The organism is Streptomyces sp. NPDC031554 (genome assembly GCF_055580685.1).
Window position 1 is genome coordinate 131,741 of record NZ_JBVIKX010000006.1, and the last position, 13,544, is coordinate 145,284.

General features: G+C 73.4%; 13 protein-coding genes. 2 read left to right on the plus strand and 11 right to left on the minus strand.

Going from position 1 to position 13,544, the window contains the following annotated elements:
* Nucleotides 1-145: 145 nt before the first annotated feature.
* The 11 genes from ACZ5FU_RS17890 to pgsA all read right to left on the minus strand — a co-directional run bounded on the left by ACZ5FU_RS17890 (nucleotide 146) and on the right by pgsA (nucleotide 9,007).
* Nucleotides 146-898 (minus strand): YebC/PmpR family DNA-binding transcriptional regulator, encoded by a 753-nt coding sequence (locus ACZ5FU_RS17890; protein WP_392247368.1) that lies wholly within the window; start codon nucleotides 896-898, stop codon nucleotides 146-148.
* Between the two features lie 48 nt (nucleotides 899-946).
* Nucleotides 947-1,555: a pyridoxal 5'-phosphate synthase glutaminase subunit PdxT gene (pdxT, locus tag ACZ5FU_RS17895; RefSeq protein WP_451531342.1), complete on the minus strand. Its 609-nt coding sequence runs from the start codon at nucleotides 1,553-1,555 to the stop codon at nucleotides 947-949.
* 6 nt (nucleotides 1,556-1,561) lie between these two features.
* Complete coding sequence (pdxS, locus tag ACZ5FU_RS17900; RefSeq protein ID WP_451531343.1) at nucleotides 1,562-2,467, minus strand: pyridoxal 5'-phosphate synthase lyase subunit PdxS; 906 nt, start codon at nucleotides 2,465-2,467, stop codon at nucleotides 1,562-1,564.
* A 139-nt stretch (nucleotides 2,468-2,606) separates the two neighbouring features.
* Nucleotides 2,607-3,038 (minus strand): lasso peptide biosynthesis B2 protein, encoded by a 432-nt coding sequence (locus ACZ5FU_RS17905; protein ID WP_451531344.1) that lies wholly within the window; start codon nucleotides 3,036-3,038, stop codon nucleotides 2,607-2,609.
* Nucleotides 3,035-3,268, minus strand: a complete 234-nt coding sequence (locus ACZ5FU_RS17910; protein ID WP_469045528.1) for a lasso peptide biosynthesis PqqD family chaperone — start codon at nucleotides 3,266-3,268, stop codon at nucleotides 3,035-3,037. Before ACZ5FU_RS17910 ends, ACZ5FU_RS17905 begins: the two co-directional genes overlap by 4 nt.
* A gap of 1 nt (nucleotide 3,269) precedes the next feature.
* On the minus strand, nucleotides 3,270-5,105 hold the full coding sequence (locus ACZ5FU_RS17915) for a lasso peptide isopeptide bond-forming cyclase (RefSeq protein WP_469045529.1): 1,836 nt from the start codon (nucleotides 5,103-5,105) through the stop codon (nucleotides 3,270-3,272).
* Between the two features lie 32 nt (nucleotides 5,106-5,137).
* Complete coding sequence (locus ACZ5FU_RS17920) at nucleotides 5,138-5,278, minus strand: lasso RiPP family leader peptide-containing protein (RefSeq protein WP_451531347.1); 141 nt, start codon at nucleotides 5,276-5,278, stop codon at nucleotides 5,138-5,140.
* A gap of 270 nt (nucleotides 5,279-5,548) precedes the next feature.
* Nucleotides 5,549-6,094 (minus strand): LemA family protein, encoded by a 546-nt coding sequence (locus tag ACZ5FU_RS17925; RefSeq protein WP_451531348.1) that lies wholly within the window; start codon nucleotides 6,092-6,094, stop codon nucleotides 5,549-5,551.
* Nucleotides 6,095-6,249: 155 nt separating this feature from the next.
* Nucleotides 6,250-7,416 (minus strand): glycosyltransferase family 4 protein, encoded by a 1,167-nt coding sequence (locus tag ACZ5FU_RS17930; RefSeq protein ID WP_451531349.1) that lies wholly within the window; start codon nucleotides 7,414-7,416, stop codon nucleotides 6,250-6,252.
* Nucleotides 7,413-8,321: a phosphatidylinositol mannoside acyltransferase gene (locus ACZ5FU_RS17935; protein ID WP_451531350.1), complete on the minus strand. Its 909-nt coding sequence runs from the start codon at nucleotides 8,319-8,321 to the stop codon at nucleotides 7,413-7,415. Before ACZ5FU_RS17935 ends, ACZ5FU_RS17930 begins: the two co-directional genes overlap by 4 nt.
* A complete protein-coding gene (pgsA, locus tag ACZ5FU_RS17940; RefSeq protein ID WP_451780825.1) occupies nucleotides 8,318-9,007 on the minus strand; it encodes a phosphatidylinositol phosphate synthase in 690 nt (229 codons plus the stop codon). Before pgsA ends, ACZ5FU_RS17935 begins: the two co-directional genes overlap by 4 nt.
* A gap of 332 nt (nucleotides 9,008-9,339) precedes the next feature.
* Between pgsA and ACZ5FU_RS17945 the strand changes: the two genes are divergently transcribed.
* Nucleotides 9,340-11,559 carry an elongation factor G-like protein EF-G2 gene (locus ACZ5FU_RS17945; protein ID WP_451531352.1) on the plus strand — a complete coding sequence of 740 codons (2,220 nt, stop codon included), beginning with the start codon at nucleotides 9,340-9,342 and terminating at the stop codon, nucleotides 11,557-11,559.
* Nucleotides 11,560-11,722: 163 nt separating this feature from the next.
* Nucleotides 11,723-13,372 carry a hypothetical protein gene (locus ACZ5FU_RS17950; protein ID WP_451531353.1) on the plus strand — a complete coding sequence of 550 codons (1,650 nt, stop codon included), beginning with the start codon at nucleotides 11,723-11,725 and terminating at the stop codon, nucleotides 13,370-13,372.
* Nucleotides 13,373-13,544: the final 172 nt, after the last annotated feature.

The window sequence follows — 13,544 nt, forward strand, 5'->3', positions numbered from 1 at the left end:
CGCACCACCCCGGGGGGTCGGCCCCCCCCCCCCCCCCCCGTCGGCGCGACCCCCCCCCCCACCCCCCCCCGGGGGGGGGGGCCCCCCCCCCCCCCCCCCCCACGGGTCCGCTCGATCCGCTCGATCCGCTCGATCCGCGGCAGCGCTACGCGTCGACCTTCTCCATGACCTCGTCGCTGACGTCGAAGTTGGCGAAGACGTTCTGCACGTCGTCGCTGTCCTCGAGCGCGTCGATCAGCTTGAAGATCTTCCGGGCGCCGTCCTCGTCCAGTTCGACCTGCATGGTCGGGACGAAGTTGGCGTCGGCGGAGTCGTAGTCGATGCCGGCGTCCTGGAGGGCGGTGCGGACCGCGACCAGGTCGGTGGCCTCGCTGAGGACCTCGAAGGACTCACCGAGGTCGTTGACCTCCTCGGCGCCCGCGTCCAGGACGGCGCCGAGCACGTCGTCCTCGGTCAGCTCGCCCTTGGGGACGATGACGACGCCCTTGCGGTGGAAGAGGTACGACACCGAGCCGGGGTCGGCCATGGAGCCGCCGTTGCGGGTCATGGCGACGCGCACGTCGGAGGCGGCGCGGTTGCGGTTGTCGGTGAGGCACTCGATGAGCACCGCGACGCCGTTCGGGCCGTAGCCCTCGTACATGATCGTCTCGTAGTCGGCACCGCCGGCCTCGAGTCCACCGCCGCGCTTGATCGCGGAGTCGATGTTCTTGTTCGGGACCGACGACTTCTTCGCCTTCTGGACGGCGTCGTAGAGCGTCGGGTTGCCGTCCAGGTCGACACCGCCCATGCGCGCCGCGACCTCGATGTTCTTGATCAGCTTCGCGAAGAGCTTGCCGCGCTTGGCGTCGATCACGGCCTTCTTGTGCTTCGTCGTGGCCCATTTAGAGTGGCCGGACATCTGCCTGTCTCCTTCGCGTAACCCATCTCTGCCTGAACGCCAGAGATCCTACAAGGACTCCGGTGTCCGGTTCGCGCGCACCATGTCCACGAACAGGGCGTGCACGCGGTGGTCGCCGGTCAGTTCCGGGTGGAACGACGTGGCCAGCGCGTTCGCCTGGCGGACCGCGACGATGTGGCCCTCGTGCTCGGCGAGCACCTCGACGCGGGCGCCGACGGACTCCACCCAGGGGGCGCGGATGAAGACGCCCTCCACGGGATCGCCCTCGACGCCCTCGACGTCGACCGCCGCTTCGAAGGACTCGTTCTGCCGTCCGAAGGCGTTGCGGCGCACGATCATGTCGATGCCGCCGACGGTCTCCTGGCCCGAGCGCGGGTCGAGGATCTTGTCGGCGAGCAGGATCAGGCCCGCGCAGGTGCCGTAGACGGGCAGGCCGGCCCGCACGCGTGCGCGCAGGGGTTCCATCAGGCCGAAGAGGACGGCCAGTTTGGAGATGGTGGTGGACTCGCCGCCGGGCAGGACCAGGCCGTCGACCTCGGCGAGTTCTTCGGGGCGCCTGACCGGCCTGGCCACGGCGTCGGCCGCGGCCAGGGCGACGAGGTGCTCCCGTACGTCGCCCTGGAGGGCCAGGACTCCGATGACGGGGGTGTCGCCCATGGGTGCCTACCAGCCCCGGTTCGCGTAGCGCTCGGCCTCGGGGAGGGTGTCGCAGTTGATGCCGACCATGGCCTCGCCGAGGTTGCGGGACGCGTCCGCGATGATCTTCGGGTCGTCGTGGAAGGTGGTCGCCTTCACGATGGCGGCGGCGCGCTTGGCCGGGTCGCCGGACTTGAAGATGCCGGAGCCGACGAAGACGCCCTCGGCGCCGAGCTGGCGCATCAGGGCGGCGTCGGCGGGGGTGGCCACACCGCCGGCGGAGAACAGCACGACGGGCAGCTTGCCCAGCTCGGCGACCTCCTTGACCAGCTCGTACGGGGCCCGCAGGTCCTTGGCGGCGGCGTACAGCTCGTTGTTGTCGAAGCCGCGGAGCCTGGCGATCTCGTTCTTGATCTGGCGCAGGTGACGGACCGCCTCGACGACGTTGCCGGTGCCGGCCTCGCCCTTGGAGCGGATCATCGCGGCGCCCTCGGCGATGCGGCGCAGGGCCTCGCCCAGGTTGGTGGCACCGCAGACGAAGGGGGTGGTGAACGCCCACTTGTCGGAGTGGTTGACCTCGTCGGCCGGGGTGAGGACCTCGGACTCGTCGATGTAGTCCACACCGAGGGACTGGAGCACCTGGGCCTCGACGAAGTGGCCGATGCGGGACTTCGCCATGACCGGGATGGAGACCGCCTCGATGATCTCCTCGATCATGTTCGGGTCCGACATCCGGGCCACGCCGCCGTCCTTGCGGATGTCGGCGGGCACCCGCTCCAGGGCCATGACGGCGACGGCGCCCGCGTCCTCGGCGATCTTCGCCTGCTCCGCGTTGACGACGTCCATGATCACGCCGCCCTTGAGCTGCTCGGCCATGCCGCGCTTCACGCGCGCGGTGCCGGTCTCGGGGGCCTGGTTCTGGGTGCTGGACACGGGTTGACCTCACTGAAGGGAAAGAGGGCTGTACTACCGCCCCGAGGAAACGTGAGTGGACCAGTCCACAGCAAGGGCCAATGGGAAGGCGGTGGATCCTTTTGACCGGTCCGGACGCGGCTCCCCTTCCTCCCGCGGGTCAGGCGGCCCGGTCGCGGGGCACCGGCGGGATGGACATCAGGGTCTTGTAATGGCCCTTCGGGTGGCCCTCGCCGACGGGCCCGCCCTCCGCCTCCACCCAGGCGTGGGCGGCGAAGGGATGCGTGCGCACTCCGGTGCACCAGGTGGGCCAGCTCCCCCGCGCGCGGCACAGCAGGGCGGTGGCGACGGACCGTTGCAGGCAGCCCTGTCCGGCGCAGCGCAGGCTGACGGACACGACCTCCTCGCGGGCCCGCAGCGCCTGGGCGGCGGTGGCCGGGGGCGCGCCGCGGCGGGCGAACTCCAGGACGGTGCGCAACCGGGCGGGCCTGACCCCGGCCAGCGGGCGGGCGACGGCCACGGCCAGCAGGGGCAGCAGGCGTCGGTGCACGGGGAGCCGGCGCCGTTCGCCCAGCGCGACGGACATGCTCACGAGATCACCAGCTTCGAGCCGCGCAGCCGCCCGGTCACGGCGCTCACGTCGCGCTCGGCCTGCCCGGTGTCGATGCCGTACCGGCCGGCGAGGTCGGCGGCGATGACGGCGGGTTCGCGCCCCGCCAGCAGTCCCTGGAGCACGAGGGCTCCGGTGTTGTTCAACTGCCAGTAGCGGCCGGTGCGTTCGTCGAGCAGGACGGTGCCGTCGCCGGTTTCGGTGCTGCTCACGTCAGGGTGAAGACGCACGGGCGTCGAACCTCCAGGCGGGGTCGGGTCGGGTGGCGGCGCGCAGCCAGGTCTCGCAGCCGATCAGCGGTTCCAGCGCGTTCCTGGTGGCGTTGTCGGGCTGGGGCGCGAGCAGTCGGGCGCGCAGTGCGGCGGGGTCGATCAGGCCGTGGGCGGCCAGGGCCGAGTCCTCGAACAGCTCCAGGATCGCGGGCAGGTTGCGGCGCAGCCCGGTGTTGGCCTCGTCGCTGAACTCGCCCTTGGTGGAGCGGCCCAGCACGGGCGGCGGCACGATGTCGCGCATCGCCTCGGCCAGCAGCGGCTTGTACCGCCAGGGTCCGGCGTGTTCGTGGACCCGGACCGCGAGGACGGCCTCGACCACGCGGTCGTCGAAGAACGGCGAGTCGAGCTGCACGCCGGATCCGGCGAACACCCGGGCCAGCAGCCGGTACCAGGGGGCACCGGCGCGCATCGCGACCAGCAGCTGGTGCTGGGCCAGGTCCGGGGAGTGCGGCCGTGCCCGGCCCGCGGTGTCGCGCAGGGCCGCACGGGTCGTCTCGACCGCCGCGGCGGTGGCCCACCCCGGTGCCCTCAGTGGCCACACGCCCCGGCCGAGGGCGGGCCGGCGCCGCGGCGGGTGCGGGTCGGTGAGGGCGTCGGCCTGGGCCCGCCACCAGGCCGCCTCGTCCCCGGGGCGCGCTAGCGCGGCCAGGGTGGGCAGCACGGGCCAGCGTCGGAGGGCTGCGTAGCCGCGGACGTGCCGCAGGGCGGTCAGCGGGCGGCGGCGCAGAAGCCCGTGGAGGTAGCCGGGGAACGGGGTGAACAGTTCGTCCCCGCCGTGGCCGGCGAGGTGGCGGCGCGAGCCCCGGTCGGCGAGCAGCCGCGCCGTGTGGCGGGTGCGCGCGAGGGTGCGGACGAAGGGGTAGGGCTCCTCGAGGTCCACGGGTTCGTCCACGTCGGCGAAGAGCGGCGGGAGGTCCCCCGGCGGTACGACGAGGTGCTCGGCGCGGTCGAGGACGCCGATGGCGTGGTCGGCGAAGAGGGAGTCGTCGTTGCCGGCCTCGGCCTCGCCCCAGCGGAACGTCAGCAGGCCGGGGACGTCGCGGGCGGCGAGGAAGCACAGCGAGGTGGAGTCCATGCCGCCGGACAGGTCCGAACTCAGCCGTCCCCGGCCGGGGGCGCGGTCGCGCAGGGCCGAGGTCAGGGCCTCCCGGACGGCTTCGGCGCCCTCGGCGAGCGACAGCTCCGGGGCCGGTGGCCGCCACCACCTCGTCTCCCGCACCCGGTCGCGTTCCCACACCAGGCAGTGGTCCGGCGCCGGCGCGGAGATCCCGGACCACAGCGGCCGGTCGCCCAGCGGGGGCGGCAGGAACCCGCCGGTGGCCACGCGCAGGGCGAGCACCTCGTCGTCGATGCCGGCGCCGGTCATCGCCGCGAGCACGTCGGCCCGGTCGGCGGCCACGTCGACCCGGTCCAGCCGGGTGTGGAAGACCCGGCGCAGCCCGGTGAGGCCGCCCTGGAGGCGGACCTGCCCGCCGACCGACGCGACCACGTGGCCGGAACCGGGCAGGCCCGCCGCCAGTGCGCCCACGTCGGCCACCGTCCGTATCCGGGCGGCGAGTTCGGTGAGCCGGGCGGCGGTGACCGGGCAGACGCCGATCACCGCCAGCCGCACCGGGCCCGCGGCCACGGCCGTGATCTCGCCGGAGGACCACCGGCCCACCAGCCACGGGCGCCCCGAGGCGTGCGGGAACTCCTGCGGCGACTCCCAGGGGACCGCCGCGCGAAGCCGCGCGGCGTCCGCCGTGTCCGGCAGGACCACGAACCCGGTGCCTGTCATTGGCTCATGTCTCCGAGACCGGCGACCGGCGCCTAGAAGCCGCCGGAGTAGTGACCGAAGATGTCGTTGCCCCAGCCGATGAATCCCAGGGTGTCCTCGTTGAACTCCCCGACCTCCACCAGGGTCGGCGGCTCGTACGGCTCGGGGGTCGAGAGCTCGGTGTGCTCGGTCATAACACCCTCCTCAGTTGCCAACGGCGGCCGGTCGGCCACCCGGGTGAACCGTACGTTCGACCGAATCGCGTGATCCACCGGGTTTTCCCTCACTTCGCAACGGTCGCTGTCGCCACCTGTGAACGCCGGGGGAACCGCCGGTGATCTGCAGAAACGATCATGTCGGGCACGGCGACACGCCCGTGATGCGCTGCTCCGGGGGTGTCCGGAAAAAAACCGTGGCGCCACCCGTGGACCCGTGGGTGGGGGCGACGCGCCCGTTCGCGGTGCTCACGACCGCGAACGAGCCGTCAGCACGGCCGGCGGCTCGTCGTCCATCTCGAAGGCCATCGGGAACGGGGCGTGGCCGGCCAGCCGGAACCAGCGCACCTTGCGGTGCTCGCGGAGCCTGCGGGCGCCGCCCACCGCGTCGTTGTGGAAACGGCGGGCCATGGGGACCCGCAGCACGGCCTCGGTCAGCTCGTGCGCCGCGGCCTCTCCCCCGGGCGCCTCCCGGACGGCCTCCAGCTGCTGCGTGTCCGCGAAGACCGCCCGCAACGCCTGGCTCAGGTCGCTCTCGGCGACCTCCCGCTGCTCCTCCTCGGCCTGCCGGGCGGCGTGCGCGGCCTCGTACAGCACGATCGAGGCGGCCGGGTCGAGCACGCCCGAGGTGGCCAGTTCCTGGGCCACGGAGGCCCTGCGCAGCAGCTGCGCGTCCAGTGCGGCGCGGGCGGCGTCGATGCGGGCGTGCAGCCGGTCCAGGCGTCCCGCGGTCCAGCTCAGGTAGAGGCCGACGGCGACGAGGGCGACGAGGATCCAGATGAGGGTTGCGGTCACGGGCGGCAAGGCTAGCCGCTCCGCGGACACGGCCGGGACGCCTCCCCCGGCGGCTGCCGGGGTCCGCGGCCCCGGAGCCCCGCCCCGGTCCGGGCGGTCCCGCCGTCGGACGCCGGCCGGGTCCGGCCGCCCGGCGTCGCCGTACCCGCCCCGGGTCAGTCCCGGGCCAGGCCGAACCGGCCCCGCAGCCCCGGGGAGCCCTTGTCGTCCGCGGCCACCGCCGCCGCGCCCGCCGTCACCGTCTCGTAGACGGAGAGGATGTCCGCGCCGACCGTGGACCAGTCGAAGCGCCGGACGTGGGCACTGCCGCGTTCACGCAGGCGGGCCCGTCGCTCCGGGTCGCCCAGCAGCCGTACGGCGGCCTCGGCCAGCGCGTCCGCGTCCTCGTTGGCGAAGAGGTCTCCCGCGGCGCCCTGGTCGAGCACCTGGGCGAAGGCGTCGAGGTCGGAGGCGAGGACCGGGGCCCCGGCGGACAGGGCCTCGACCAGGATGATGCCGAAGCTCTCGCCGCCGGTGTTGGGGGCGACGTAGAGGTCGATGCTGCGCAGGAAGCGGGCCTTGTCCTCGTCGCTGACCATGCCGAGGAACTCGACGCGCGGGCGCAGTTCCGCCGGGAGGTTCTCGACGGCCTGCTCCTCGTCGCCGCGGCCGGCCACCAGCAGGCGCGCGTCCGGGCGTTCGGCGAAGATCTTCGGCAGGGCCGCCATCAGCACCGGCAGGCCCTTGCGGGGCTCGTCGATGCGCCCCACGAAGCCGATCGTCTGGCCCTGCCACTCGGGCCGGGGCTCGGCGCGGGCGAAGAAGTCGACGTCGACGCCGTTGGGGATGACCACGGCGTCCCCGCCGAGGTGCTCCACCAGGGTGCGGCGGGCGTACTCGCTCACCGCGATCCGCGCGCTGATCTTCTCCAGGGCGGCCTGGAGGATCGAGTAGGCGGCGATCATCGCGCGCGAGCGCGGGTTCGACGTGTGGAACGTGGCCACGATGGGGCCCTGCGCCGCCCAGCAGGTCAGCAGCCCGAGCGACGGCGAGGTCGGTTCGTGGATGTGGACCACGTCGAAGGCGCCGTCGTGCAGCCAGCGCCGCACCCGGGCGGCGCTCAGGAAGCCGAAGTTGAGCCGGGCCACCGAGCCGTTGTACGGCACCGGGACGGCCCGGCCGGCCGAGACGACGTACGGCGGCAGGGGGGTGTCGTCGTCGGCGGGGGCGAGGACGGACACCTGGTGGCCGAGCCGGACGAAGTACTCGGCGAGGTCGCGGATGTGGAACTGGACGCCCCCGGGCACGTCCCAGGAGTACGGGCAGACGATGCCGATTCTCACGCGGGTCCCTTCGCGGGGTCGAGATCGGCGAGCCACAGCCGCTGGAGCATGTGCCAGTCCTCCGGATGGTCGGCGATCCCCGTGGCGAAGGCGTCCGCCAGCGCCTGCGTCATGACGGACGTCCGCTCGGCGCGCGTACCCGACCCGGGTACCTCGATCGGGGCGTGGACGCGGCCCCGCATGACGGGCGAGTCGTCGTACCAGAGCGTGACGGGAAGCAGCAGCGCGCCGGTCTGCTGGGCGAGCAGGGCCGGTCCGGCGGGCATGCGCGCGGTGGCGCCGAAGAACTCGACCTCGACGCCGGACGCGGACAGGTCGCGGTCGGCGACCAGGCAGACCAGGCCGCCGTCGCGCAGCCGCCGGGCGAGGGTGCCGAAGGCGGTGCCGCCGCTGTGCGGCAGGACCTCCATGCCGAGGCCCTCGCGGTAGGCGACGAAGCGGTCGTAGAGCGTCTCGGGCCTGAGGCGTTCGGCGACCGTGGTGAACGGCGTGCGCAGCTCGGTGGTGACCCAGGCGCCGGCGAGGTCCCAGTTGGCCAGGTGCGGCAGCGCAAGGACGACGCCGTTGCCGGCCGCGAGGCCGTCGGTCAGGTGGTGCAGGTCCTTGGGCTCGAACCCGGAGGCGATCCGCTCCGGGCTCCAGGCGGGCAGGCGGAAGGACTCCATCCAGTAGCGCAGGTAGGAGCGCATGCCCGCGCGGGACAGCTCGGCGAGCCGCTCGGGGCTCGCGTCCGGCACCACGCGCGCGTAGTTGCTCTCCAGGCGCTGGACGCCCTTTCCGCGCTGCCTCCAGGCGAGGTCGGCGACGGTGCGTCCGAGGCGGACCGCGACCGGCTCGGGGAGCTTCCTGACGGTGCTCCAGCCGAGCCCGTACAGCCCGTCGGTCAGCTGGTCACGTGCGCTCACCGGGCCGTCTCACGTCCCCCCGGCTCGGGCTCGGTACCGGCCGCCGCCGCGGTCGCCGCGTCGGCCTCCGCCGATTCGCGCCGCACGGTGACGACCCGCTGGATCAGGGTGACCAGGCTGCCGACGGCGACGAGCCACAGTGCGACCGGCAGCAGGTACTGGATGCCCGGCACCCCGAACGCGTGCAGGCCCGCGAGCCCGGCGGCGACCAGCGACACCACGAGCCGCTCGGCGCGCTCGACGAGCCCGTTGACGGCGACCGGCAGCCCGATCGACTCGCCGCGCGCCTTGGTGTACGACACGACCTGGCCGCTGGCCAGGCAGAAGATGGAGACGGCGCACAGCACGTTGTCGTCGCCGTGGCCCGCGTACCAGAGGGCGAAGCCGCCGAAGACCGCGCCGTCCGCGACCCGGTCGAGCGTGGAGTCCAGGAAGGCTCCCCAGCGGCTGGAGCGGCCGAGCTGGCGGGCCATGTTGCCGTCGACGAGGTCGGAGAACACGAACAGTGTGATCACGATCGTGCCCCAGAAGAACTCGCCCCTGGGGTAGAAGACCAGCGCGCCCGCGACCACGCCGGCGGTGCCGAGCAGCGTGACCGTGTCGGGGCTCACGCCCCGGCGGATGAGAAACGCGGCGAACGGTGTGAGGACACGCGTGAAGAATGCACGCGCGTACTTGTTCAGCATGGCCTTCCCGAAGGTTGTATGACCGCGCGGCCCCTGCTGGCCACCGGCTGGCCCATCGTAGCCACGCGCGTGCGTGCGCGGCCCCCGGGCACCGGGCCCGGTGTCACGTCCGGGACGCCCGCCGGGTCACCGCCGGTGTCCGTTCCCGGCCGGGCCGCAGGCCTCGCCGCGTCCTCCGTATGGACGCGGCGTGACGGGAGTGGAAAGCTCGAAGGACCGCGGACGTCGCCGGAGCCACCACCGTTCGGGGGTCACCCCCGGGCGGAGTCCGGGGGAGGAGGAGCCGCCGTGTCCGCGCCCCGATGACCTCACCGTGCACGGGAGGCGGAGAAATGGGCGACAAGGCGCACACACATCCCGGGGCCGCCGGCAGGGCGACGGCGGCCGACCACCCCGCGTCCGTACGGAACGTGGTGCTGGTCGGCCCTTCCGGATCCGGCAAGACGACCTTGGTGGAGGCTCTCGCGCTGACGGCGGGAGCGGTGAACCGGGCGGGCCGCGTGGAGGACGGCGGCACCGTCTCCGACCACGACGACATCGAGCACCGTCAGCAACGCTCGGTGCAGCTCTCCCTGGTGCCGGTCGAATGGGACGGCATCAAGATCAATCTTCTCGACACCCCCGGGTACGCCGACTTCGTCGGGGAGCTGAGGGCCGGTCTGCGCGCCGCGGACGCCGCCCTCTTCGTCGTCTCGGCCTCGGACGGCGTGGACGGCTCGACCCGGATGGTGTGGGAGGAGTGCGCGGCCGTCGGGATGCCCCGGGCGATCGTCGTCACGCACCTGGAGGCCGCGCGCGCGGACTTCGAGGAGATGACGCGGATCTGCGCGGAGGCCTTCGGCGACGACGACCCCGACGCCGTGCTGCCGCTGTACCTCCCGCTGCACGGTCCGCAGGCGCCGGACGGGCACGCGCCCGTGACGGGTCTGACCGGGCTGCTGTCGCAGAAGCTGCTCGACTACTCCTCCGGCGCGCGCGAGGAGTCCGAACCGGGCGAGGACGCGCTGCCCGGGATCGAGGAGGCCCGTGCCCGGCTGATCGAGGGGATCATCGCCGAGAGCGAGGACGAGACCCTCATGGACCGCTACCTCGGGGGCGAGCGGATCGACGTGAAGACGCTGATCGAGGACCTGGAGCGGGCCGTGGCGCGCGGCACGTTCTTCCCCGTCCTGGCCGCGGCACCGGCCGCCGAGGGCGCCCGGCAGGGCATCGGCACCGTGGAACTGCTCGAACTGGTCACCAGGGGCTTCCCGACGCCCCTGGAGCGCGAGGCGCCCCGTGTCACCACGGTCGACGGCGAGCCGCGCGTGCTGGCCCCGTGCGATCCGGACGGCCCGCTGGTCGCCGAGGTCGTGAAGACGGCCTCCGACCCCTACGTCGGCCGGGTCTCGCTGGTGCGCGTGTTCTCCGGCACCCTGCGCCCCGACCGGACCGTCCACGTGTCCGGGCACGGGCTCACCGACCGCGGCCACGAGGACCACGACGTCGACGAGCGCGTCGGCGCCCTGTCCGCGCCCTTCGGCAAGCAGCAGCGGGCGCTGACGCACTGCATCGCGGGCGACCTGGCGTGCGTGGCGAAGCTGAGCCGCGCGGAGACCGGCGACACGCTCTCCGCCAAGGACGACCCGCTGCTGATGGAGCCGTGGCGGATGCCCGACCCGCTGCTGCCGGTGGCGGTCCGGGCGCACAGCAAGGCCGACGAGGACAAGCTGTCGCAGGGGCTGTCCCGGCTGGTGGCCGAGGACCCGACGATGCGGCTGGAGCAGAACCCGGACACCCACCAGGTGGTGCTGTGGTGCCTGGGCGAGGCCCACGCGGACGTCGCCCTGGAACGGCTGCGCAGCCGCTACGGCGTGCAGGTGGACGTCGTCCCGCACCGGGTCTCCCTGCGGGAGACGTTCGCCGCCGCCTCCGCCGGGCGCGGCCGGCACGTCAAGCAGTCCGGCGGGCACGGGCAGTTCGCGATCTGCGAGATCGAGGTGGAGCCGCTGCCGGGTGGTTCGGGCATCGAGTTCGTGGACAAGGTCGTGGGCGGCGCGGTGCCGCGCCAGTTCGTCCCGTCCGTGGAGAAGGGCGTACGGGCGCAGGCGGCCAGGGGCGTCGCCGCGGGCCATCCCCTCGTCGACGTCCGGGTGACCCTGGTCGACGGCAAGGCGCACTCGGTGGACTCCTCCGACGCCGCTTTCCAGACGGCCGGGGCGCTGGCGCTGCGGGAGGCCGCGGCGGACGCGAGGATCCACCTGCTGGAGCCGGTGGCCGAGGTGAGCGTGCTGGTCGGCGACGAGTACGTGGGCGCCGTGATGAGCGACCTGTCGGGGCGGCGCGGCCGGGTCCTGGGCACCGAACAGTCCGCCGGGGGCCGCACGCTGGTGCGCGCGGAGGTGCCCGAGATCGAGATCGGCCGGTACGCGGTCGACCTGCGTTCCCTGTCGCACGGCACGGCCGGCTTCCACCGCGTCTACGCCCGGCACGAGCCGATGCCCTCGCAGGTGGCGGAGCGGCTCCGTCAACAGGAGCGGTCGGATCAGGGGTTGGGGCACGGCCACCCCTGAGTGACGGGTGGGGAAGGTGTTCTTCCACCGTGGCGGGCGGCTTCGGCCGTCCGCCGACGGATGTCCGTGCCTGGATATACGCTGATGACCTGATCAACAGGTGTGCGGAGCACGGAAGTCGGGAAGGCCGCAGGAGCGACAGTGGCGGCGATCGGGGGCGGGAATGACCGTTGGGGACTTCTTCGGGCCACAGGTGCCGCAGCAGGGCGACGGCGGGCAGACTCCGACCTTCGCGCTGGCCTCGGCCGCCTACCGGGACAACCCCGTCGAGGACATCAAGAAGGCCGACAACGAATGGCACCAGTCGGCGGTCTCCACCGGTCGCGGCTGGGCCCGGATCTTCCGGCCCAACCTGGGCGAGGCGTTCTCCCAGGCGGTGGTCGACCGCATGCTGGGCGTCGGGCGCAAGCCGCTGATCCAGTCGTTCGGCAGTGAACCGCAGGTGGTCGTCGAGCACTGCCTGGCCGCCAACCGGATCCGCCGGGAGCGCGACAAGAAGCTCACCGGCATCATGATCGTGTGCGGGCTGCTGTTCCTGCCCGGACTGCTGGTGTGGCTGCTGGTCTTCCAGCTCCGGGCCACCATGGGCAAGGCGGGCGACAAGCGGGTCTCCGGGCTGGCCACCGGGCTGCTCGTGGCCGTCGCCGCGCTCGCCGCGCTCTTCCTGCTCAAGATGCCGTTCTCCGGCCTGGCCGGGTGGTACGCGCGCGGTGCGGTCGTCGCGCCGGTGGCCGGCTGGTTCCTGGCCAAGCGGATCTGCGAGAGCACGGCGAAGGACCTGCGCGAGCGCTGGGACGGCCTGCTGTCCGGGGGCAGTGTCGGCGCCAAGGTCCCCGAGGCGGTGCCGACCAGCCCCAACCAGACGGCCGCCGAGCAGCTGCGCCAGTCCCTGGCCCGGCTGAGCGCCGAGCAGCAGTCCAACTCGGTGTTCTACGCCGGTCCCAAGGGGATCCTCGGCATGGGCACCCGCTGGGGCGCCTGGCACCTCGCGGAGGAGCTGACGCCGGTCGACCCGGTCAAGGGCATCCACGAGTTCCGCAGCTGGACGGTGGCCAAGGCCATCCACGACCAGCTCCAGGTGCTGCACCGGCAGAGCCTGAAGACCGGCGGTTTCCCGCCTCCCTCGGTACGGCACTGGATCGTCACCCCGGTCGGTGAGAACGCCAAGGCGGTGGCCCGGCCGGAGGGCACCGACGTGGAGGCGTACCAGGTGAAGCCGCGGGCCGTGGAGGACATCTGCAACAACCAGCAGTTCGGCGGCGGCGACCGGCACTACCTCGGCGTGCAGTGGCCGCTGTGGGACGGCCAGCTGATCATCACCATGCTGATCACCGTGACCGTGCTGCACGAGACGCTGCGCATCGAGGTCACCGGTCACGCGCTGGGCCCGGTGAACTCCCTGTTCACCTCGAAGCCGGAGGCCCCCACGAGGGAGGTCGCCAAGACCGTCCGGTTCTGGGAGACGCGGAAGATCAGCCTGCCGCTGGTCACCGCGGACGAGGTGGTCCGGGTGGCGGCGCGCGCCACGATCAGCTGGTACCCGCCGCTGCTGAACTGGCTCGGCGGCTCCATAGGCCTGCCCGAGCCGTTCGGCCTGCGGCACGCCTGGGCCGACCAGCCGTGGCGGCACCGCTTCATGGCCGACGACGCGCTGCGCGCGGCGACGCCGGTGCTGAGGGTGGTGCACAGCGCGGCGCTGAAGGTGCTCAAGGAGCACGACGTGGACACCGAGAGGTTCAGCTCCCGCTCGTCGGCCCTCAGCGGCGCGGTCCAGGACCTGACGCCGAAGAAGGCCGACACCTACGACGCGTAGGCCGCCGGCGGCGGGGCGGGGGCCTCTTGCCGACGGCGGGGGCGCGGGGGGGGGCGCCCCCCGGCCCCCCCCGCCCGCCCCGCCCCCCCCCCCCCCCACCCCCCGCCCGGGGGGCAGGTCGCGCCCCCCCCCGCCAGCGGGGGGGCCCCCCACCCCCCCCAAAATTCGGGTG